This window comes from Streptomyces sp. NBC_00358 (assembly GCF_036099295.1).
In the GTDB taxonomy this organism is placed as follows: Bacteria; Actinomycetota; Actinomycetes; order Streptomycetales; family Streptomycetaceae; genus Streptomyces.
The window spans coordinates 3,659,718-3,680,466 of record NZ_CP107976.1 but is presented as its reverse complement, the minus strand read 5'-3'; the positions used below and the strand labels follow the sequence as shown (position 1 = coordinate 3,680,466).

Here is a 20,749-nt window from a genome sequence, read left to right as displayed (position 1 = left end):
TGCGGCCGTATGTGGTCGTCCGTGATGCTCCATGGCGATAAAAGGGGCGATCTGAGGCGGTGGTTGACCACCCCGCCCCAGCGAACGGGGTGTGTGCAGCGTGCCGACCGCGATAGCCGTCACCAGTCCCGATCTGGTGCTCCCACCGCACGACCGGCAGACCCCGCCGGCGGTCGTCCAGCCGCTCGGCACCCTGGAGAGCTCCCTCACCGGGATGCACGCGCTCATCGAACAGCACGGGTACGTCATCTCCCTCTACCCGTCCTCCGCCGAGGGCGCCGTCACCCAGCGGCTGCACACCGTCCGCTCCGTCCTGGAGAGCGACCGCATCGCGCTGCTCGGCATCGACCTGCCACCGCTCGGAATCGCCCTGCTGGCACAGCAGTTGCGCCAGCTGTCCGTCTGCGACTTCAGCCCCGGCGTGCTCGCCTCGGCCGCCCGGCTGCTCGCCCACTACATCTACGCCGGCGCCCTGCTCGGCTCGGTCGCCAAGCTCGACCGGGTCCCGGTCTCCCTCAAGTCGCACGCCAAGTCATGGGTGCCGGGCGCCCAGTTCGCCGTACTCGCCAATCCGCGGCCCGAGTTGATCAGGGTCGGCCAGGACACCCTGCCCGGACCGGAGTTCGGCACCCGGCTGCTCTCGGCCGCGGGCCAGCCCCCCTCCGACTGGGTGACCACGACGCTGGCGCCCGCCTGGCAGGTCCAGGGCGTCGCGACCGTCCCGCTGCCCGAGGAATCGGTGCGCTGGTGGGGCACGTCACGGATGGTCGAATTCGCCGCCGGACTGTACGACGTCTCCGTGCTCTACCAGCTCGTCTCGTCCGTCCGGCGGGAGGAGTGCCACTGGTGCGGCCTCGAACTCATCGGTGACCGCTGCGGGTTCTGCGCCGCACCGCTGCCACCGCCTTCCGCGCAGGAGCTTCCGGCCGCCGTAGTCCGGGCAGTTTCTTCGGTACACGCTCTGCCCCGAGGTGCCACATAGGCCCCCTCGGTCACATCTGAACAGCACCAGGCACGACCGCTCGGCCCCGCCGTCCCCGTACACCGAGGTTGTCCGGAACATGCTGCACCACCCCGGGGACCACCCCTGGTCCCCGGCAGGAACGACAGCTCGGTCCACTCCCCGGTACCGCCCCACGAGGTGAGATTCAGTGAACTCGCGCCAGCGCCGCGGCGTCATCCTGCTGGTCCTCTCGGTCCTGTGCGCCCTCGGCGCCTTCGCCGGAGTCCTCTCGGTGGTCCGCGACGTGAACTCCAAGGTCGGCCCGGAGGTCACGGCGTACCGCCTGAAGAACGACATCGCGCCCTACAAGGAGCTGTCGGCCGACCAGTTCGAGAAGATCTCGATGCCCGAGCGGTGGCTGTCGTCCACCGCCGTCACCGACCTCTCCCGGATCCGCGGCAAGATCGCGGTCACCAAGCTGGAGAAGGGCTCCCTGCTGCAGGCCGACATGATCGTGGACAAGCCGCAACTGGCCGCGGGACAGCAGGAGATCGCCATCATGATCGACGCGGCGACCGGTGTCGCGGGCAAGATCGACCCCGGTTCCCGGGTCAACATCTACGCCACCTTCAAGGCCGCGAACGACAAGGGCAGGGACCAGTCCAAGGTGATCGTCGCGAACGCCCGCGTCATCGACGTCGGCAAGCTCACCGCCCTCGACCCCGACCAGTCCAGCGCCGACCGGCGCAGCAGCGCCGCCCAGGCCGTGCCCATCACCTTCGCGCTCGACACCGCAGACGCCCAACGCGTCGCGTACGCCGAGTCGTTCGCCCAGCACGTCCGGCTCGCCCTGGTCGCGGGCGGCTCCGCGACGATCGTGGCGCCCGGCGACCGTACGTACACCCTCGACGAGGACAAGTAGGAGGCCGCGCATGAGGTCCATGCCCACGGGGCGGTGCGAAGGGCCGCGTACGAGGCCGACGCGCACGGGTCCGGACCGACGGCCGGCGGCGGCGCCGCACCGGACGCGCACCGGCCGGGGCCGAGCCCCCGCCGCGCCGCGCACCGCCGGGGTGCGGGAACGGTCGCCCGGACGGCCCAGGGCGCGACAGGCCCTCGGGGCAGCGGAGCGAGGCCCCTGGCCCGGACCGGCGGGCGGGTCCCCCGCCCCCCGGTCCGGGGTTCGGTACGTCGGTGAGGGGCTTCGGCGATGACCATTCGTATCCTTCCCGCCGTCGGGGACATCGACTCGGCCCGCGCGCTCACCACCCTGCTCAGCCAGCTCGCCGACACCGAACCCGCCCCGCCCGTACCCGACTCGACGGCCCTCCTCGACACCCTCGCGCGCCTCGCGGCGGAGTCCCTCGACGAGCTCCCCGAGGTCGTCCTGGTCCATGAACGCATAGGCCCCGTACCGGCGTTGGACCTCATCCGAGACCTGGTCATGCGCTTCCCCGCGGTCGGCGTCGTGCTCATCACCGCCGACACCGGCAACGGCGTCCTGACCGCGGCCATGGACTCCGGGGCCCGCGGCATCATCGGCCTGCCCCTCGGCTACGACGCCCTCGCCGAACGGGTCCAGGCCGCCGCCGCCTGGTCCGCCGGCATGCGCCGCCACCTGCACAGCGGCGCGCCCGAGCTGTACGCGGGCCCCGGCGGCACCGTCATCACGGTGACCGGCGCGAAGGGCGGCGTCGGCGCGACCGTCACCGCGGTCCAACTCGCCCTCGCAGCGAGGGCGTCAGGGCATAACGTGGCGCTGCTCGACCTGGACCTCCAGTCCGGGGACGTGGCCTCGTACCTCGACGTGCAGTTCCGCCGGTCGGTGGCCGACCTGGCCGCCATCACCGACATCAACCCGCGCGTCCTCCAGGACGCCGTCTACACCCACGACAGCGGCATCGCGCTGCTCCTGGCCCCCGCCGAGGGAGAACGGGGCGAGGAGGTCACCGACCGGGTGGCCCGCCAGGTCCTCGGCGCGCTGCGCTCCCGCCACGACGTGGTGGTCGTCGACTGCGGCTCCCAGATGAACTCGGCCACGGCGGCAGCCGTCGAGATGGCCGACCAGGCCCTGCTCCTCGTCACCCCCGACGTCATCGCCGTACGAGCCGCCAAACGCATGGTCCGGATGTGGGACCGCCTCCAGATCCGCAAGGCGGAGGAGACCACCACGGTCGTCAACCGCTTCGCCCGCGGTTCGGAGATCCAGCCGTCCCTCGTCGAACGCGTCACCGGCACCAAGGTCGCCCGCTCGGCGGTCCCCGCCGCCTTCAAGGAACTCCAGTCGGTCGTCGACGCGGGGCGGCTGCAGGACCTGGACGCCCGCTCGACCGTCAAGCAGGCGTTGTGGGCCCTGGCCGCCGAACTGGGGCTCGTGGTCCCCCAGGAAGGCGGGGGCGGCGGCAGGCGCCGCAAGGCGTCCGCTTCGGACCGGGGCGCGCTCTCGCTGCGGCGCCGGGGCGGCGACCGGGGAGCGGTCACCCTCGAATTCGCCGGGATGTTCCCGCTGTTGCTCGTCGTCATGACGATCCTGTGGCAGTGCGTGCTGTACGGATACTCGTACTCGCTGGCCGGGAACGCGGCGGACGAGGCGGCGCGGGCCGCCACCGCGGCGTACGCGGTGAACGGCGACGTCGCCGGCGCGTGCGCGACGGCGGGGACCAGGAACCTGCCGGGCTCCTGGAAGGACGCGGGCATCGCCTGCGGCCCGGCGGGCCCGGTCATGAAGGCCACCGTCGAGGTCGACGTCCCGCTGTTCTTCCCCGGCTTCGACGCGGGCTTCCACGTACGGGGCACGGCGGGCGCGGCACTGGAGGGTGACGCCGGATGAAGACACACCCCTGGCGCGGGCTCCGCGCCTCGCACGGGATCCGCCGACCCGAACGGCCCGGCGCCGCCGACGGGTTACGCACCACGACCGGGATCCGCCCGGCGGGCGGGTTCCGCGTCGCGCGGCGGCTCCGGGACGACCGGGGCGTATCCATCCTGGAGTTCGTCGGATTCCTGCCCATCCTGCTGCTCATCGGGATGGCGGCCATCCAGCTCGGACTCATCGGGTACGGCGTCAACCAGGCCGGTTCCGGCGCGCGGGCCGCCGCCCGGGTCGCCTCGCAGGGCGGCGACGGCGGGGCGGCGGGACAGGCCGCCGTGAGCGGCTGGCTGGACCCGAGGGTCGATCCGGCCCCGGGCCCCGACACGACCACCGCCACGGTCACGGTCCAAGTCCCCGGTGTCATCCCCCTCTTCGGCCCCTACACCGTCACCCGCAGCGCCACCATGCCCACCGACGACTGACCGAAAGGAGCCGACGCCATGAGCCTGCGTTCCCGTATCGCCGCCCCCGACGAGGGGGGACCCGCCCGCGAGGACGGACACCTCGTCGCCGTCTACCGGGCCAAACTCCTCGAAGAGATCGACCTCGCGGAGATGTCCAGCCTGGCGGCGGCCGAACGCCGGGTCCGCCTCGAACGCGTCCTCGGCCACATCATCAGCCGCGAGGGCCCGGTCCTCTCCACCGCCGAACGCTCCCAGCTGATCCGCCGGGTGGTCGACGAGGCCCTCGGTCTCGGCGTCCTCGAACCGCTCCTCGCCGACGCCTCGATCACCGAGATCATGGTCAACGGCCCGGACTCGATCTTCGTCGAGCGAGCCGGCCGCGTCGAACAGCTCCCGCTGCGCTTCGCGTCCAACGAGCAGCTCATGCAGACCATCGAGCGCATCGTCTCGACGGTCAACCGCCGCGTCGACGAGTCCAACCCGATGGTCGACGCCCGCCTGCCCACCGGCGAGCGAGTCAACGTCATCATCCCGCCGCTCGCCCTGACCGGCCCCACCCTCACCATCCGCCGCTTCCCCCGCGCGTACACGCTCCCGGAGCTGATCGGCCTCGGCTCCCTCGACGAGCAGACGCTCATGCTGCTCGCCGCCTTCGTCAGGGCGCGTTTCAACGTCATCGTCAGCGGCGGCACCGGCAGCGGCAAGACCACCCTGCTGAACGCGCTCTCCGGCCTCATCCCGTCCCACGAGCGCATCATCACCATCGAGGACTCGGCCGAACTCCAGCTCCAGCAGGAACACGTCATCCGCCTGGAGTCCCGGCCGCCGAACGTCGAGGGCAAGGGCCAGATCACCATCCGCGACCTGGTCCGCAACTCCCTGCGCATGCGGCCCGACCGCATCATCGTCGGAGAGGTCCGCGGCGGCGAGACCCTCGACATGCTCCAGGCCATGTCGACCGGTCACGACGGCTCGCTCGCCACCGTCCACGCGAACTCCGCCGAGGACGCACTCATGCGGCTCCAGACCCTCGGCTCGATGTCCGAGGTGCAGATCCCCTTCGAGGCGCTCAAGGACCAGATCAACTCCGCCGTCGACGTCGTCGTCCAGCTCTCCCGGCACGCCGACGGCTCCCGCAAGGTGACAGAGGTGGCGCTGCTCGTCTCGCACGGCCGCGAGCAGTTCCGGATCGCCCCCGTCACCCGTTTCGTGCCCCGCCCGGTCGGCCCGGACCGCGTCGTCCGGGGCCACTTCGAGCACCTCCCGCTCCCCCGCTCGATCGCGGAGAAGCTGTACGTCGCCAACGAACCGCTGCCGCCCGCCTTCGGGGTCGCCGAGGCCATCGACGTCCTGGGCAATACGAGACAGGCCATCGGTTGACACCCCCCGCCCCCGACCCGCGCACCGTGGAGTCCCCGGCCCCCGACCGCCCCACGGCGGTGCTTGCGGCCCCGGAGCCCGCCTCCTCCGAGTCCCCCACCTACGAAGGGAGGCAGCCGTGAACGATCCCGTACTCCTCGCCCTCGGAGGGACGCTCCTCGGCGGCGCCCTCGCCGTCGCCGGCGTCCACTCCTACGCCTCGGGCCGCGCCCAGCGGCGGGACCTCGTCGACCGCCTCTCCGGTGGCGGCTCCCCGCACTCGGCGGGCCACCGGGTCCGCCGCTTCGCGGGCGTCGACCGCCGGCTGCGCCGCACCCGCCTCGGCCGAACGATCCACCTGCGGCTGACGGCCACCGGACTCGACCTCACCGCGGGGGAGTTCTTCACCTACGTCGCGGTCGTGGTCGTCGCGCTGTGGCTGATCGCCGCCGCGACACTCGCCCCGTTCTTCGGTCCGATCGCCGCCGTCCTCGGTGTGTGGAGCGCGGCCGTCTTCCTCAACTGGCAGCGCCAGAAGCGTATCGAGGCATTCATCAGCCAACTCCCCGACGTGGCACGCCTGCTGGCGAACGCGACGGCGGCCGGCCTCGCCCTGCGCACCGCGCTCGCCATGGCGGCGGAGGAGCTGGAGGCCCCCGCGGGCGAGGAACTCGCGCATGTGGCGGACCAGTTGATGCTGGGCCGCAGCATCGACGACGCCCTGGGTGAACTCTCCGAGCGGCTGCCCTCCCGGGAGCTGATCGTCCTCGTCACCACCCTGGTCCTCGCCAACAAGGCGGGCGGCTCGGTGGTCAGCTCGCTGCGCAACCTCACCCAGACCCTGGAGGACAGGAAGGAGACCCGCCGCGAGGTCCGCACGATGCTCTCCGAGGTCAACGCGACCGCCTTCACGGTCCCCTTCCTCGGTATCGGCTCCCTGGTCCTGATCAACTCCTCGAACGACGGAGCCCTCGCCCGCGTCACCGGCTCCCCGCTCGGCCAGGGCCTGGTGCTGCTCGCCCTCGGCCTCTACACCGTGGGCTTCTTCGTCATCCGCCGGCTCGGCAAGATCGAAGTGTGAGGGAGGGATCACGTTGCTGCCGCTGCTGCTCGCCGTCCTCATGGGCGCGGCCGTCGCGGGCGTCCTCCTGGGCGTCCGGATGATCCGCGCCGACGTCAAACTCCCCAGCGACCTCCAGCTCGCCCTGGAGGTCGGCGGTACCCGCGTCTCCGTGACGGACTCGGCCGTCGACCGCCTCGGCATGCGCTTCGCGCCGACCGTCCTGCGCCTGATGGGCCCCCGGCGCGTGGACGCCAAACGCCGCCGCATCGACATGGCCGGCAACCCCGGAGGTCTGACCCTGAACCGCTACGCGGCCCGCCGCGCGGTCTACGGCGTCTTCGGGGTCGTCCTCGGCCTGGTCTTCCTCTCCAACGGCCAGCTCCTCTTCGCCGTGCTCACCCTGGCCTTCGGCCTGGTCGCCGCGGACGCCCTCATCTGGCAGGCCGTCCGCGAACGCAAGGAGGTCATCGACCGCACCCTGCCCGACTTCCTCGACGTCCTCGCGGTCGTCGTCTCCGCGGGCCTCGGCTTCCGCCAGGCGCTGGACCGGGTCGCGGAGAAGTACGAGGGGCCCTGGGCGGACGAACTGCGCATCACCCTGCGCCAGATGGACATGGGCGTCAGCCGCCGCCAGGCCTTCGACGAGCTCCGCAGACGCAACTCCTCCGAGCAGGTGGCCCAGTTCGTCTCGGCCCTCCAGCAGGGCGAGGAACTCGGCTCCCCGATCGCCGAGACCCTCATCCAGCTCGCCACGGACATGCGCCGCACCGACGCCCAGAACGCCCGCCGCCGCGCCGCCAAGACCATCCCCAAGGCCACGATGGTCACCCTCGTCTTCATGCTCCCGGCGACGATGATCCTCATCGCCACGGGCATGTTCCTGGGCTCGGGGACGAACTTCGGCTCGATCCTGGGGCGCTGATGAACGGCTTCCCGAACAGCCGAGGTCACACGGACCGCGAGAGCCGACGGTGGTCCTGGCCCTCGCCGTCCTCGCGCCGCCGCGAGCGGGGTACCGGCTACCTCGCGGACGACGCCCCCGCCCCCGGCGGCATCCGTCTCCAGCTCAACGCCCTCCAGGCCCTGTGCCGCCAGGCCTTCGCCGTCCGCCTCGCGGCCATCGTCGTCGGCGCTCCCTTCGCGATGACGAACGCCACGGACGGCCTCACCCGCTACGCCGTCCTCGCCGCGGCCGTCCTCGGCGTCATGGGCTCCTACGCCATGCTCCGGGACTGGGACCGCTTCGGCCCCCGCCTCCTCGCCCACCCGACCCTGATGGGCCTGGACCTCACCTTCGGCGCGGTCCTGCTCCTGACCGCGTCCCCGGCCTCCCCGCTTGCCTACGCCACGGTCTGCACCCCACTCCTGTCGGGCCTGCTGTACGGCTGGCGCGGCGCGGGCGTGTTCACCGGCTTCCAGCTCGTCGTCCTGCTCACGGTGCTCAGGGCCTGGGAACACCGGCCCGGCGCGGGTGCCAACACCCTGCTCATCGCGGGCTTCTGCGTCGGCGCCGGGATCATCGGCGTCACCCTGCGCAATCTGATGTTCCGCTTCGGCACGGCCAGCCAGGCCCTGTCCGAGGCGACCAGCAGGCTCGCCGTCGCGGAGGCGGTGGAGTCCGAACGGGCGCGCCTGGCACGCGAGATGCACGATTCGGTGGCCAAGACACTGCACGGCCTCGCGCTGGCGGCGGAGGCACTGGCCGCCTCCGCGGACGCCGCGGACCCGCAGGCGCTCAAGCGCCAGGCGACGGTCGTGGCCGACGCCGCACGGCTCGCCGCCGCGGAGTCGCGCACCCTCCTGTCGGACCTGCGCCGGCACACCGACCTGACCGGCCCGGACACCGACCTCCTGCCCGAACTCCGTTCCATGCTGGCGGAGTTCAGGGCCCGTACCCGCCTCGCCGCGGCCGTACGGCACCGGGGCGCGGACCCGGTCCTTCCCAGCACCGCCGCTCACCACGTCCTGGCGATCGTGTCCGAGGCCCTGGAGAACGCCCACCGCCACGCGGGCGCGAGCACACTGGTCGTCGAACTCGACGTATCGGTCCACGAGTTCGCGCTGCGCGTGCGCGACGACGGGGCCGGACCGCCGATCGACGTGACCCCCGCGGCGCTCGCCGCCTGGACGAGATCCGGCCATTTCGGCCTGCTCGGCATGACGGAACGAGCCGCCTGCGTCGGCGGTCTGATCACGCTGGACCGATCCCCGCAGGGAGGCACCGAGGTCCGGCTGATTCTCCCGCTCCCGTCGGCCGCCCTTCCCTCTCCCCCCACTCTCCAAGAGGAGGCCGCACATGCCTGAACAGGCACTTTCCGGCCCGCCCCTGCGTGTCCTGGTGGCCGACGACAACCCGGTCGTACGGGCCGGGCTGTCCGCGCTGCTGGACGCGCACCCCGACATCGCGGTCGTCGCGGCGGCCCGGGACGGCGCGGAGGCGCTGGACTGCGCCGCCCGCCTCGCCCCGGACGTGGTCCTGCTCGACGTGCGCATGCCCGGCACGGACGGCCTCACCGCCCTGCCCGGACTGTGCCGGATCGCCCCGGTCATGATGCTGACGTACAGCCGCGAACCCGAGGTCGTGGCGGAAGCGCTGCGCAAGGGCGCGTCCGGCTATCTCGTCCATGGCGAGTTCACGGCGGCCGAACTCATCGCCGCCGTACGGGATGTGCGCCACGTACGTCCGACTGTCCCGGATTCACTCGGACTTTCCTACCAACCGGCCGCATCTTCTTCGCGACTGCAATCAACTGTGGGACAGTCGTCGGAGGGTCGGCCCCTGCCGGCGACGGGACTTCACCGTCATGCCGTCCATCAGCCCGACTTCGGCCTGAGTTCAAGGGAGGTGGAGGTGATGGACCTCATCGCGGCCGGCATGAACAACCGCCAGATCGCCGCCACCTGCTTCATCGCCGAGAAGACCGTCAAGAACCACATCAATCGCATCTTCGCGAAGCTGCACAGTTCCTCACGAAGCGAAGCGATCGCCCACTGGCTCGGCACCGCCCACGAAGGGTGGGGCCGATGACTCCCCGGCCGGGAAGTTGGGCCCCTGGGCCCACCCGGAGTAGGCGGCTTCTCACGTACGGTGCTCGGGTCGTTAGTGGCGTCGGGTGGGAGGGCAGTCCTGATGAACAGGTTCACCATGTGGACACGAACGGTGATCTCCCGGACGCGAGGCACGAACCGGGACGCGGGAGCGGGGTTCGTGGAGTACGCGGGGTTGATGATCCTCATTGCGGGGATCTTCACCATGATCCACGGGTTGGGGCTGGACGGCGTGATCTCGGGAGCGATCATGACTGCGGTCAGCAACGTCACCGGTGGCTGACCGACCCACGTTCGCGTGGTGACCGAGGGCAGACCCTCCCCATCTACATCTGGCTGACGGGGATCCTGCTCTTCGCCGCGTTCGCCTTCTTCGCCTTCGCCCAAGCAGCGTCCGCCCGCAATGGAGCTCAATCCGCGGCGGACGCTTCGGCGTTGGCGGCGGCCCAGAACGCCCGGGACGAACTCATGGACCGCCTGGCAGGCGCCGTCGGCGTGGACGACAACTGGTTGGGCTGGCTGGACGGCGATCAGAAGGCGGACGGGGCCGGAGTGGACGCCGCAGCCCAGCAACTGGCCGCCGCGAACGACTCCAGCCTTCAAGGTGTTCAGTTCGTCGTGAGGAACGGCTATCCCGGGTACGAGGCCGACATCCTCACGAACTACACCGTCGGTCACTCCATCATCCCGGGCACCGAGGGCAGACACGCGACGGCCCACGCGGTCGCCGTGATTCAGCCGCGCTGCGATTTCGATCCGGCGGCGGACCCCAAGAAGCCCGTCGAACTCGACTGCGGCGGGGAGATCGTGGACATCGACCCCGGAGACTTCAACCCGGACGACCTACCGGACGCGTCGGTGCTGTTCTCCGTGCACCTGGCCGAGTGAGAGGAAGCCGTACCGATGGACTTTCGGCACACGAGGAAGGGCCGTACGGCGCTGAGCGCGGTGGCGATCACGGCTGGGCTCCTCCTCACGGTGGCCGGCTGCGGTGGGGGAGGTGACGGGACGTCCGACAAAGGGGCCTCGTCCCCGTCGGCTCCCGCCAGGAGCAGCGGCGGCGGCGGCAGGACGCAATCCCAGACGCCCGAGGCCGACGCGGTGCTCGCCGAGGTCAAGGGCGAGAACGGCCTGGTGCTCACCGTCACTTCCGCCAAGCGGGAGGACGGCGGGTTCGTCACCGTCGAGGGATCGGTCACCAATGACACGGACGCGCTCTGGGTCGCGGCCGACTGGCGCGGCGACGAGAAGGAACTGGCGAGGAACGGCGGATCCATCGCCGGCGCCAGCCTGATCGACCAGAAGGGCAAGAAGAAGTACCTCATCCTCCGGGACACCTCGGGACGCTGCCTGTGCACGCAGTTCACTGGTGGTGTCCGCCAGGGGGCCACCACCCAGTGGTTCGCCCAGTTCCCCGCACCGCCCGCCGACACCACAGCCGTCGACTTCCAGGTCGGCTCCATGCCGCCCGCCTCCATCGAGATCTCCGAGGGCTGAGCCATGGCCCTCCCGCCCCGCGGCACCGCGACGACGTTCACGGCCCTGGCCGTACTGCTCATCCTCGGGCTCCCCGGTCCCGCGTACGCCGACGACGGTGACCCCAGCGCCCCACCCGGCAGCGTCACCACCTCGCCGCCCCCCGAAGTCGACGCCAACAGCCCGGGGCTCAAGCTCGCCGACGGTGCGACGCTGGCGCCCGCCAAGGTGCTGGACATCAAGTCGGTCGTGGAGGACCTCGGGGGCGAGGAGCGGCGGGAGGACACCAACTCGGATGTCACGTTCGCGCTCCAGGCGGAGGTCCTCTTCCCCAAGGACAGCTCGAAACTGAACCCGGACTCCCAGTCCCGTATCCAGGCGATCGCGGACGAGATCAAGGCCCAGCACGCGACCACCGTCCGCGTCTTCGGATTCACCGACAACCTCGGCTCGTACGCGCACGGTCTGACCCTCTCCAAGAAGCGCGCGGAGCAGGTGCACGACCGGCTGGCCGCCGCGCTCGGCTCCTCGGAGGCGGACATCACCTTCGAGGTGCGCGGCTACAGCGAGGACTACCCGATCGCCGACAACACCTCCGAGCAGGGCCGCCGCAAGAACCGCCGGGTGGAGGTGACCTTCCCGAGGGGCCCGGCCGACGGGAACAACGCCTGACACTCGCGCCACGCGAAGCGGTTGTCCGCACACGGAGGCCTGGGTAGGAAGACGGCATGACGTCACTCGGTGTTGTCTTCCGGCCCCAACTGCCCCCCGAGCGGCTGCGCGCGCTGGCGCGCGTGGCGGAGGAGGCGGGTCTTGAGGAGCTGTGGCTGTGGGAGGACTGCTTCCTCGAAGGGGGCATCTCGGCCGCCGCGGCCGCACTCGCCTGGACCGAGCGCCTGCGGGTGGGAGTGGGGCTGCTGCCCGTCCCGCTGCGGAACGTCGCCGTCACGGCGATGGAGGCGGCCACGCTGCACCGGCTGTTCCCCGGGCGGGCCGTCCTCGCGGTCGGCCACGGAGTGCAGGACTGGATGGGACAGGTCGGGGCGCGGGCCGAGTCGCCCGTGACGTTGCTGCGCGAGCACCTCGACGCGCTGCGCGCCCTGTTGCGGGGCGAGCGCGTGACCACCGCCGGGCGGTACGTGAAGCTCGACGGTGTCGCTCTCGACTGGCCGCCCGCCGAGACGCCCGAGGTGCTCACCGGCGCCACCGGCCCCCGTACGCTGCGCCTCGCGGGTGAGGCCGCCGACGGGACCGTCCTCACCGCCTCGACCGGTGTGGACGGGGTGCGGCGGGCCCGTCGGCTGATCGACGAGGGACGGCGGGCCGCCGGACGGACCGCCGGACACCACCGGGTGGTGGTCTATCTGCACACCGCCACCGGGACGGACGCCGCCGCCCGGCTGCGCGCCGAGATCGAGGCCAACGGCGAGGACCCCGTCCCGGGACACGGTGTCGCGGGCGACGCGGACACCGTCGCCAGGGCCGTCCGGCGTTTTGTGGACGCGGGCGCCGACACGGTGGTCCTCCAGCCCACCGCCGACGAGCCGGACCCCGAGGGGTTCGTCCGCTTCGCGGCGGAGCGGGTGCGCCCACTGCTCCGCTGAACAAGAACGGCCGAGGATCACCCGCTGGGGCCGATTGACCGAAAACAACCCTTTGAGGGGCGCTCGGCGTGAGATGTCCGTCCGGATGACGGACGGGCGCCCGACGGCGCCGCCTCGCCGTGCGCGGCGGATCTGCACGGGTTTTCCACATCGTTATCGAGCGTGTCTCGTCACCAATGTTTGGCTCACGTAAGTTCAGACCAAGGTAATTCGCGTGAGCAAAGCTGCGCGTGTGGCACCGCGCAGAGGAGGGGGCTGCGCGGTGCTGCCTTACCCGGTGACGTGCCGTCAGCCGTCCTGGACCGTGATCAGCGCCCCGCGCCGCACACCCCATCGCTCCATCGCCCCGGCCTCCGCCTCCAGGACCCGCCGGGCCCTCGGCCGCGGCAGTCCCAGCCGGCCCGGACGCATCGTGCGCACCGCCAGGACCCGCGACGACCGGTCGAGATAGGCGACGTCGATCGCGAACCGCATCCCCAGTGTGTGCACCGAGTTCGCCGGCGCCAGCAGGAGCGCGCCCTCGATCCCCGGACGTCCGAGCAGTCCGCGGCGCCGGGCGCGCGCCGTCGCGGCGACTTCCAGGGGTACGGGTCCGGCCGCACCCTCCGTCGTGTCCGTCGTGAACGTGGCCATGGGTGCGAAGTTAGCGGGCGGAGTCAAGTGGTGGCACGCCACGCGCATCACCCGCCCGGAGTACCTGGGGGCAACTCGACGCCATGTGGCAAAAGCGGGCGCAGACCCATTGGATCTCCACCAATCCTCCGCGATTCCCTTTGAATTAGCTGTGATTCGGCCATGATCACACCCGGAATCGATGGTTCCACGCTCATCTCGGCGTCGCCGGACGACTCCGGAGAGTAGTTGTGGCACGCGGATGCACGCAGCATCACTTACGAAGGGTTATGGTGGAAACCCCCCCTCGGGCCGGTCCGTCTCCCCCCCACGGACCGGCCCGTTTTTTGTGCCCGCGACGGCCCGCCCGGCGGGCGCCCCCGTGCGCCCCCTGGTCGGGCCGCCTCGTGCGGCGGGGAGATTCCGGTGACTCAGTGCCGTTGGGCCCAGATGTTCGTGCCCTGTGTCGACACGGCGAAGGTGTCGATCTCCTTCAGCTCCTCGTCCGTGAGCTTCGGGGCCGTCAGCGCCGCCACGTTCTCCTCCAGCTGCCGAACGCTGGACGCGCCGATGAGCGCCGAGGTCATCCGCTCGTCCCGCAGCACCCAGGTGAGCGCGAGCTGGGCGAGGGACTGGCCGCGCCGGGCCGCGATGCCGTTCAGCCCGTTCAGCCGGCGTACGACGTCCTCGCTCAGCAGATCCGGGTCCAGCGACTTGCCCTGGGTGGCGCGCGAGCCCTCCGGGACGCCCTGGAGGTACTTGCCCGTCAGCAGGCCCTGCGCGAGCGGCGCGAAGGAGATGCAGCCCATGCCGGCCGCCTCCAGCGTGTCGAGCAGGTCGTCTTCCTCGGTCCAGCGGTTGAGCATCGAGTACGAGGGCTGGTGGATGAGGGGACGGACGCCCATCCCGGTGAGGATGCGGGCCGCCTCCGCGGTCTGCTCGCTGGTGTACGAGGAGACGCCGACGTACAGCGCCTTGCCCTGCTGGACGGCGGACGCGAGCGCGCCCATCGTCTCCTCCAGCGGGGTGTCCGGGTCGAAGCGGTGCGAGTAGAAGATGTCGACGTGGTCGACGCCCATACGCTGCAGGGAGGCGTCCAGGGAGGACAACAGGTACTTGCGGGAGCCCCACTCGCCGTAGGGGCCGGGGTGCATGAGGTAGCCCGCCTTGGTCGAGATGACCAGCTCGTCCCGGTAGGGGGCGAAGTCCTCCTTCAGCAGCCTGCCGAAGTTGATCTCCGCGGAGCCTGGCGGCGGCCCGTAGTTGTTGGCGAGGTCGAAGTGGGTGACGCCGAGATCGAAGGCGCGACGCAGGATCGCGCGCTGGGAGTCCAGTGGCCGGTCGTCGCCGAAGTTGTGCCACAGGCCGAGCGAGACCGCGGGCAGCTTGAGGCCGCTGCGGCCCGTACGCCGGTATTCCATCGAGTCGTACCGCTCCGTCGCGGCCCGGTAGAGAGAGGGGTCGTTCATGTGGACGAACCTATGTCAGGGCTCACACGCCCCTCGGCAGCTCCGGCGTTTCGCGGGGGTAGGCTTCGCCCCGGGGGATCGTCATATGGACAGGGACTGTGCTCGGGCGCGGCTGTCCGATCCGCACGGAGGGGCTGACAACACGTGACCTTGCGCGACAACCTGCGCCGTCTGCTGGTCAGGTTCTATGCACGCAGGGTGGAAGGCCACCTCGACCACGACCAGGTGCCCAAGCACATCGGCGTCATCATGGACGGCAACCGGCGCTGGGCGAAGGCGGCGGGTTCCACCACCGCCCAGGGCCACCGCGCCGGGGCCGACAAGATCGGTGAGTTCCTCGGCTGGTGCTCGGAGACCGATGTCGAGGTCGTCACGCTGTGGCTGCTGTCCACCGACAACTTCGACCGCCCGCAGGAGGAGCTCGGTCCGCTCCTCGGCATCATCGAGGGCGTCGTCCGCACCCTGGCGGCCGACGGCCGCTGGCGGGTGCACCACGTCGGCACGCGGGACATCCTGCCCTCCCCGATGCAGTCGGCGCTCAAGGAGGCCGAGGAGACCACCGCCCATGTCGAGGGGATAGTCGTCAACGTCGCCATCGGCTACGGAGGCCGCCAGGAGATCGCCGACGCCGTGCGCTCGATGATCCTCGACGCCGCCGACAAGGGCACCTCGATGGAGGACCTCGCGGACCGCGTCGACGTCGACCTCATCGGCAGGCACCTCTACACCGGCGCGCAGCCCGATCCCGACCTGGTGATCCGCACCAGCGGTGAACAGCGGCTGTCCGGTTTCATGCTCTGGCAGACCGCTCACTCCGAGTACTACTTCTGCGAAGTCTTCTGGCCCGCCTTCCGCAAGGTCGACTTCCTTCGCGCCCTGCGTGACTACGCGGCGCGACACCGCCGTTACGGAGGCTGAATCCCGAGGTGTCCCGCCGTGCCCGGGACACCTCGCGGGGACGTACGTCATCGGGAGTTAACGAACGCGCCGTCATATGCCGTGGCATGGCTTAGCTCGTTCGAGGGCATAAGCCTTGCAGGTCGACACCCGAACCACGGGTGTCGTATCTCAGCGGACGGCTCGGGGCCGTCCGCCCGGGAGGCCCTTTGCACCAGCCCGACCGTGCGGTCAGTACGGACGAAGCGGAGGGCCGGTTTTCGGCCCGCGCATCGGTGCCTGTAACCGGTCCAGATCTCCTTCGTCGCTCCCCGACCTCATCCGAGGGGGTACGTCCTTCCGTGGTGACCAGCACAAAGCGCCGCACGCCTGACCGGCGCACCTATGTTCTCGACACCAGCGTCCTGCTGGCCGATCCCAACGCCCTGAGCCGCTTCGACGAGCATGAAGTGGTGCTCCCGATCGTCGTGGTCACGGAGCTGGAGGCCAAGCGGCACCATCCCGAACTCGGCTACTTCGCCCGGCAGGCCCTGCGCCTGCTCGACGAGTTCCGGGTCCGGCACGGCCGCCTCGACTCTCCGATCCCGGTCGGGGAACTCGGCGGGACCGTACGCGTCGAGCTCAACCACTCGGACCCCAGCGTCCTGCCCAGCGGGTACCGCCTGGGGGACAACGACTCCCGCATCCTCGCGGTCGCCCGCAACCTCCAGGCCGAGGGATTCGACGTCACCGTCGTCTCGAAGGACCTGCCGCTCAGGATCAAGGCGTCCTCCGTGGGTCTCCTCGCCGAGGAGTACCGCGCGGAGCTCGCCATCACGGGCTCCTCCGGCTGGACCGGAATGTCCGAACTGACCCTGCCGGGCGAGCAGGTGGACATCCTCTTCGAGGAGGGGCACGTCTACGTCCCCGAAGCGGCCGGCCTGCCCGTGCACACGGGCCTGACGATCCAGTCGGAGCGTGGCAAGGCCCTCGGCCGCGTCACCGCCGAGGGCAACGTCCGGCTGGTGCGCGGCGACCGGGAGGCGTTCGGCATCAAGGGCCGCAGCGCGGAGCAGCGCATCGCGCTGGATCTGCTGCTCGACCCGGACATCGGGATCCTGTCGATGGGCGGCCGGGCCGGCACCGGCAAGTCCGCGCTCGCGCTCTGCGCGGGCCTGGAGGCCGTCCTCGAACGCCGCCAGCACCAGAAGGTGATGGTCTTCCGGCCGCTGTACGCGGTGGGCGGGCAGGAGCTCGGCTATCTGCCCGGCTCCGAGTCCGAGAAGATGGGCCCCTGGGCCCAGGCGGTGTTCGACACGCTCTCCGCGGTCGCCAGCCGCGAGGTCATCGAGGAGGTCACCGCGCGCGGGATGCTGGAGGTCCTGCCGCTCACGCACATCCGCGGCCGCTCGCTCCATGACGCGTTCGTGATCGTCGACGAGGCCCAGTCCCTGGAACGGAACGTCCTGTTGACCGTTCTGTCCCGGATCGGCGCCAATTCGCGGGTGGTTCTGACCCACGATGTGGCGCAAAGGGACAATCTGCGGGTCGGGCGGTACGACGGAGTGGTCGCCGTCGTCGAGAAGTTGAAGGGCCATCCGCTCTTCGCGCACGTCACGCTGAATCGTTCGGAGAGGTCCCAGATTGCGGCACTCGTGACCGAAATGCTGGAGGACGGGCAGATCTGATCCCGACTGCCCCACCTGGTCAAAGGGTGGTGGATACACGCTGGTTGGCGCCGCCCGGCAAAGGCAAAAAGCTTAGCCGGGCGGCGTCCTGCTGCGCTGGCGTTTCCAGGAAACAGCTGAGGCAAACGGGGTGTGAGCTTTCACACGCGACGCGGAATTGCCTTGCGGCGTCGGGTTGCGGCTAAAGTCTCACTCCTGTCAGGCCCCGCATACGACACAGCTGTATCCCCAGCGGTACGGCAACACCGGAACCTCAGAACTCCATAGAGCCGTCGTATGCCGCCCGCGCACCACGCGGCGCTCCCCGAGCGGGAGTTGCCCACCGGGCCCGTGTCTCCCCGTGACCCCGCAGTTGGGAGGCCAGCGCCGAGGGGCACGATTGCGTCCGCGAGGGTCACCTAAACGGGCGATGCTGGAAGGAAACCGTGTGAGCCGGATTTCGGTCCGGGGATTCGCAGTGGCTTCGGCCACGGCGGTCACCGCTGTCGGAAGCGTGGTCGGAGTTGCCTCAGGCAGCGTCGCCCAGCCCTCGAACGATGCCGAGGCGACAGCGAGCGACTCGACTCTCCTCGCAGACATACCTGCGGGCCAGCAGGCCCAGGTGCAGACCGCGTCACTGACGCAGCAGGCCGACGCCCAGGCCATCGCCGCCGACGCGAGCGCCAAGAAGGACGCGGAGGAGTCCGCCCGCAAGCAGGCGGCCGACGACGCCGTCGCGAAGCAGAAGGCTGCCGCGAAGGCCGAGCAGGAAGCCAAGGAGCGTAAGGCGGCGAAGGAAGCGGCCAGCCGCTCCGCGACGCGTGACGCCTCCACCTTCTCCGTGCAGTCCTCGTACAGCGTCGCCCAGATCCAGGCGATGGCGGCGCAGATGGTGCCGAGCGGTCAGTTCCAGTGCTTCAGCAACATCGTGAACCACGAGTCGAGCTGGAACTACCACGCCGTCAACGCCTCCTCGGGTGCCTACGGCCTCTTCCAGGCTCTGCCCGCGGGCAAGTACGCGTCCGCCGGGTCCGACTGGCAGACCAATCCGGCCACGCAGATCAAGTGGGGCCTCAACTACATGAACAGCCGGTACGGCAGCCCGTGCGAGGCCTGGTCGTTCTGGCAGGCCAACAGCTGGTACTAGGTTCCGGGCCGTCCAACGGCCGCTCAACCTTGCGAAGCCCCTCCCCGTCATAGGGGGAGGGGCTTCGGCCATGTACGGTCGGACCCGACGACTCCCGGGGGGACTGGTGGGGAGCAGCGGGGGAAAAGGACGTCTCATGTCGCGTGTACCAGGATGGCTCGGCAGGCTCGGCGCCGGACTCACGGAGCTGGGTGAGCGGTTGGACGAACGCCGCGCCGAGGTCGAACTGGAGTCACAGGTCTCCCTCGGCGGCGAGGCACCCCTCGACGGGCATGCTCCCCTCGACCCACGCGCGTCCCGCGACACGCCCGCTGCCCACTCGGAGGCTCCCGAGCCTGCGAAGGACGCGGCGGCGGAGGCCGAGCCGTCCGCGCTCCCGGTCCAGCGCCCCTCCGACGAGACGGTCGCGGCCACCGCGTACGCCCTGACGCACCAGCGCCCCGACCCGGCCTTCGCCGTGCCGTGGGGAGTGCGCGTCGCAGCCGAGGCCGGCTGGCGCCTGCTCATCCTCGCGGGCACCGTCTGGGTGCTGATGCGGGTCATCAGCGCCGTGCAACTGGTGGTGCTGGCCTTCGTGGCCGCGCTGCTCATCACCGCGCTGCTCCAGCCGACGGTGGCCCGGCTGACGCGTTACGGAGTGCCGCGCGGGCTCGCCACCGCGCTCACCGCGATCCTCGGCTTCGTCATCATGGGGCTGATCGGCTGGTTCGTGGTCTGGCAGGTCCAGGAGAACATCGACAACCTCTCCAACCAGATCCAGGACGGCATCGACGAGCTGCGCAAGTGGCTCCTCAAAGGCCCGTTCCACGTGACCGACAAGCAGATCAACAAGATCGCGAAGAATCTCCGCGAGGCGATCGGCGCGAACACGGACCAGATCACCTCGGCGGGCCTGCAGGGCGTGACGGTGATCGTCGAGGCGCTCACGGGCATCCTGCTCACGATGTTCTCGACCCTCTTCCTGCTCTACGACGGCAAGCGGATCTGGGAGTGGTCGCTCAAGCTCGTCCCGGCCGCCGCCCGGACCGGGGTCGCGGGCGCGGGCCCGCGCGCATGGCGCACGCTCACGGCGTACGTCCGCGGCACGGTGATAGTGGCCATGATCGACGCGATCTTCATCGGCCTGGGCATCTACTTCCTCAAGGTCCCCATGGCCGTGCCGCTCGCGGTCTTCATCTTCCTCGGAGCGTTCATCCCGCTGGTGGGCGCGGTGATCTCCGGGGCGCTGGCGGTGGTCGTCGCGCTGGTGACCCAGGGCGTCTTCGCCGCCGTCATGACCCTTCTCGTGGTCCTCGCCGTCCAGCAGATCGAGGGCCACATCCTGCAGCCCTTCATCCTCGGCCGGGCGGTCCGCGTCCACCCCCTCGCGGTGGTCCTGTCCGTCGCGGCGGGTGGCATGGTCGCCGGCATCGGCGGAGCGGTCGTCGCGGTCCCGCTGGTCGCGGTGACCAACACGGTGGTCGTGTACCTGCGTTCGTACGCCCGCGAAGCGGACCTGCGTCATGCGCCGGAGCCCCGGGGCGCCACCGCCCTGGACGCGTCCCCGGCCCACCGCCTGACTCCGTAGCGGCCTTCACGGACGACTCAGGGCCCCGCTCACCAGACAGGTGAACGGGGCCCTTTTTTGTCGGAGCGGCCGAGGCCCGCCCGGTGCGCGGGAACCGCGCGGCGAGAGCTACTCGGCGAGTACGGCCTCGGCGTCCAGCGTGACGCCGACGGCCTGGAGGACGGACGCGATCTTGACCGCCTCCTGGATCGTCTCCCGGTCGACGCCGGCCTTGCGGAGCACCTGCTCGTGCGAGTCGAGGCACTGCCCGCAGCCGTTGACGGCGGAGACGGCGAGCGACCACAGCTCGAAGTCGACCTTGTCCACGCCGGGGTTGCCGATGACGTTCATCCGCAGACCGGCGCGCAGTGTCCCGTACTCCGGGTCGGAGAGCAGGTGCCGCGTCCGGTAGAAGACGTTGTTCATCGCCATGATCGCGGCGGCCGACTTGGCGGCCGTGTAGGCCTCGGGGGACAGCCGGTCCTTCGCCTCGGGCTCCAGCTCACGCAGCACGCGCGGCGAACGCGAGGCGATGGCGCAGGCCAGCACCGTGCCCCACAGCTGCTGCTGCGGGAGGTCGCTGTTGCCGATCACCGAACCGAGGTTCAGGCGCAGATCCTTGGCGTAGTCCGGTAGGGCGGACTTCAGTTCGTCGAGGGCCAT

At 70.7% G+C, this 20,749-nt stretch carries 21 protein-coding genes; 18 read left to right on the top strand and 3 right to left on the bottom strand.

All coding sequences use genetic code 11. The features are described 5' to 3' along the window. Positions 1 to 100: 100 nt before the first annotated feature. The 14 genes from OHT01_RS15300 to OHT01_RS15235 all read left to right on the top strand — a co-directional run bounded on the left by OHT01_RS15300 (position 101) and on the right by OHT01_RS15235 (position 12,769). The gene (locus tag OHT01_RS15300; protein ID WP_328553711.1) at positions 101 to 982 is read left to right on the top strand and encodes a hypothetical protein; all 882 of its coding nucleotides are present in this window, start codon (positions 101 to 103) and stop codon (positions 980 to 982) included. Positions 983 to 1,151: 169 nt separating this feature from the next. Then, positions 1,152 to 1,865: a Flp pilus assembly protein CpaB gene (gene cpaB / locus OHT01_RS15295; protein WP_328553710.1), complete on the top strand. Its 714-nt coding sequence runs from the start codon at positions 1,152 to 1,154 to the stop codon at positions 1,863 to 1,865. A gap of 288 nt (positions 1,866 to 2,153) precedes the next feature. Beyond that, the gene (locus OHT01_RS15290) at positions 2,154 to 3,773 is read left to right on the top strand and encodes an AAA family ATPase (RefSeq protein WP_328553709.1); all 1,620 of its coding nucleotides are present in this window, start codon (positions 2,154 to 2,156) and stop codon (positions 3,771 to 3,773) included. Beyond that, entirely contained in the window at positions 3,770 to 4,237 is a 468-nt protein-coding gene (locus OHT01_RS15285; RefSeq protein WP_328553708.1) for a TadE/TadG family type IV pilus assembly protein, read from the top strand. The genes OHT01_RS15290 and OHT01_RS15285 overlap by 4 nt, the downstream gene beginning before the upstream one ends. Positions 4,238 to 4,255: 18 nt before the next feature. Continuing rightward, positions 4,256 to 5,599 carry a CpaF family protein gene (locus OHT01_RS15280; protein WP_328553707.1) on the top strand — a complete coding sequence of 448 codons (1,344 nt, stop codon included), beginning with the start codon at positions 4,256 to 4,258 and terminating at the stop codon, positions 5,597 to 5,599. A gap of 118 nt (positions 5,600 to 5,717) precedes the next feature. Beyond that, positions 5,718 to 6,659, top strand: coding sequence for a type II secretion system F family protein (locus OHT01_RS15275; RefSeq protein WP_328553706.1), 942 nt, complete (start codon positions 5,718 to 5,720; stop codon positions 6,657 to 6,659). A 13-nt stretch (positions 6,660 to 6,672) separates the two neighbouring features. Beyond that, entirely contained in the window at positions 6,673 to 7,563 is an 891-nt protein-coding gene (locus OHT01_RS15270; protein ID WP_328553705.1) for a DUF5936 domain-containing protein, read from the top strand. After that, a complete protein-coding gene (locus OHT01_RS15265) occupies positions 7,563 to 8,945 on the top strand; it encodes a sensor histidine kinase (RefSeq protein ID WP_328553704.1) in 1,383 nt (460 codons plus the stop codon). Before OHT01_RS15270 ends, OHT01_RS15265 begins: the two co-directional genes overlap by 1 nt. Continuing rightward, entirely contained in the window at positions 8,938 to 9,669 is a 732-nt protein-coding gene (locus tag OHT01_RS15260; RefSeq protein WP_328553703.1) for a response regulator transcription factor, read from the top strand. The genes OHT01_RS15265 and OHT01_RS15260 overlap by 8 nt, the downstream gene beginning before the upstream one ends. Before the next feature lie 117 nt (positions 9,670 to 9,786). After that, positions 9,787 to 9,972, top strand: coding sequence for a hypothetical protein (locus OHT01_RS15255; RefSeq protein WP_443043526.1), 186 nt, complete (start codon positions 9,787 to 9,789; stop codon positions 9,970 to 9,972). Beyond that, entirely contained in the window at positions 9,969 to 10,577 is a 609-nt protein-coding gene (locus tag OHT01_RS15250; protein ID WP_328558127.1) for a pilus assembly protein TadG-related protein, read from the top strand. The genes OHT01_RS15255 and OHT01_RS15250 overlap by 4 nt, the downstream gene beginning before the upstream one ends. A gap of 15 nt (positions 10,578 to 10,592) precedes the next feature. Continuing rightward, positions 10,593 to 11,186, top strand: a complete 594-nt coding sequence (locus OHT01_RS15245; RefSeq protein ID WP_328553701.1) for a hypothetical protein — start codon at positions 10,593 to 10,595, stop codon at positions 11,184 to 11,186. A gap of 3 nt (positions 11,187 to 11,189) precedes the next feature. Continuing rightward, positions 11,190 to 11,837 carry an OmpA family protein gene (locus OHT01_RS15240; protein ID WP_328553700.1) on the top strand — a complete coding sequence of 216 codons (648 nt, stop codon included), beginning with the start codon at positions 11,190 to 11,192 and terminating at the stop codon, positions 11,835 to 11,837. 56 nt (positions 11,838 to 11,893) lie between these two features. Then, positions 11,894 to 12,769: an LLM class flavin-dependent oxidoreductase gene (locus tag OHT01_RS15235; RefSeq protein WP_328553699.1), complete on the top strand. Its 876-nt coding sequence runs from the start codon at positions 11,894 to 11,896 to the stop codon at positions 12,767 to 12,769. Positions 12,770 to 13,057: 288 nt separating this feature from the next. On the opposite strand, the gene OHT01_RS15230 is transcribed toward OHT01_RS15235, so the two are convergent. Together OHT01_RS15230 and mgrA are read right to left on the bottom strand one after the other, a co-directional pair. Next, positions 13,058 to 13,402: a DUF192 domain-containing protein gene (locus OHT01_RS15230; RefSeq protein WP_328553698.1), complete on the bottom strand. Its 345-nt coding sequence runs from the start codon at positions 13,400 to 13,402 to the stop codon at positions 13,058 to 13,060. A 410-nt stretch (positions 13,403 to 13,812) separates the two neighbouring features. Continuing rightward, on the bottom strand, positions 13,813 to 14,850 hold the full coding sequence (gene mgrA, locus OHT01_RS15225) for an L-glyceraldehyde 3-phosphate reductase (RefSeq protein ID WP_328553697.1): 1,038 nt from the start codon (positions 14,848 to 14,850) through the stop codon (positions 13,813 to 13,815). 144 nt (positions 14,851 to 14,994) lie between these two features. Here mgrA and OHT01_RS15220 point away from each other — a divergent pair, with 144 nt between their 5' ends. The 4 genes from OHT01_RS15220 (at position 14,995) to OHT01_RS15205 (ending at position 20,107) form a co-directional block, all read left to right on the top strand. Then, a complete protein-coding gene (locus OHT01_RS15220; protein ID WP_328553696.1) occupies positions 14,995 to 15,768 on the top strand; it encodes an isoprenyl transferase in 774 nt (257 codons plus the stop codon). A gap of 320 nt (positions 15,769 to 16,088) precedes the next feature. Then, positions 16,089 to 17,414: a PhoH family protein gene (locus tag OHT01_RS15215; RefSeq protein ID WP_328553695.1), complete on the top strand. Its 1,326-nt coding sequence runs from the start codon at positions 16,089 to 16,091 to the stop codon at positions 17,412 to 17,414. A 427-nt stretch (positions 17,415 to 17,841) separates the two neighbouring features. Further along, the gene (locus OHT01_RS15210; protein ID WP_328553694.1) at positions 17,842 to 18,540 is read left to right on the top strand and encodes a transglycosylase SLT domain-containing protein; all 699 of its coding nucleotides are present in this window, start codon (positions 17,842 to 17,844) and stop codon (positions 18,538 to 18,540) included. 136 nt (positions 18,541 to 18,676) lie between these two features. Next, positions 18,677 to 20,107, top strand: coding sequence for an AI-2E family transporter (locus OHT01_RS15205; protein ID WP_328553693.1), 1,431 nt, complete (start codon positions 18,677 to 18,679; stop codon positions 20,105 to 20,107). Positions 20,108 to 20,215: 108 nt separating this feature from the next. Here the strand turns inward: OHT01_RS15205 and OHT01_RS15200 are convergent, their stop codons facing one another. Beyond that, positions 20,216 to 20,749, bottom strand: coding sequence for an alkyl hydroperoxide reductase (locus tag OHT01_RS15200; RefSeq protein ID WP_328553692.1), 534 nt, complete (start codon positions 20,747 to 20,749; stop codon positions 20,216 to 20,218).

What these genes read in the sequence shown, in the direction of transcription:
- OHT01_RS15200 (WP_328553692.1), bottom strand. Translation starts at nt 20,749, where the DNA reads ATGGCCCTCGACGAACTGAAGTCCGCCCTACCGGACTACGCCAAGGAT.
- OHT01_RS15280 (WP_328553707.1), top strand. Translation starts at nt 4,256, where the DNA reads ATGAGCCTGCGTTCCCGTATCGCCGCCCCCGACGAGGGGGGACCCGCC.
- OHT01_RS15285 (WP_328553708.1), top strand. Translation starts at nt 3,770, where the DNA reads ATGAAGACACACCCCTGGCGCGGGCTCCGCGCCTCGCACGGGATCCGC.
- mgrA (WP_328553697.1), bottom strand. Translation starts at nt 14,850, where the DNA reads ATGAACGACCCCTCTCTCTACCGGGCCGCGACGGAGCGGTACGACTCG.
- OHT01_RS15230 (WP_328553698.1), bottom strand. Translation starts at nt 13,402, where the DNA reads ATGGCCACGTTCACGACGGACACGACGGAGGGTGCGGCCGGACCCGTA.
- OHT01_RS15290 (WP_328553709.1), top strand. Translation starts at nt 2,154, where the DNA reads ATGACCATTCGTATCCTTCCCGCCGTCGGGGACATCGACTCGGCCCGC.
- OHT01_RS15255 (WP_443043526.1), top strand. Translation starts at nt 9,787, where the DNA reads ATGTGGACACGAACGGTGATCTCCCGGACGCGAGGCACGAACCGGGAC.
- OHT01_RS15245 (WP_328553701.1), top strand. Translation starts at nt 10,593, where the DNA reads ATGGACTTTCGGCACACGAGGAAGGGCCGTACGGCGCTGAGCGCGGTG.
- OHT01_RS15265 (WP_328553704.1), top strand. Translation starts at nt 7,563, where the DNA reads ATGAACGGCTTCCCGAACAGCCGAGGTCACACGGACCGCGAGAGCCGA.
- OHT01_RS15260 (WP_328553703.1), top strand. Translation starts at nt 8,938, where the DNA reads ATGCCTGAACAGGCACTTTCCGGCCCGCCCCTGCGTGTCCTGGTGGCC.
- OHT01_RS15205 (WP_328553693.1), top strand. Translation starts at nt 18,677, where the DNA reads ATGTCGCGTGTACCAGGATGGCTCGGCAGGCTCGGCGCCGGACTCACG.
- OHT01_RS15235 (WP_328553699.1), top strand. Translation starts at nt 11,894, where the DNA reads ATGACGTCACTCGGTGTTGTCTTCCGGCCCCAACTGCCCCCCGAGCGG.
- OHT01_RS15240 (WP_328553700.1), top strand. Translation starts at nt 11,190, where the DNA reads ATGGCCCTCCCGCCCCGCGGCACCGCGACGACGTTCACGGCCCTGGCC.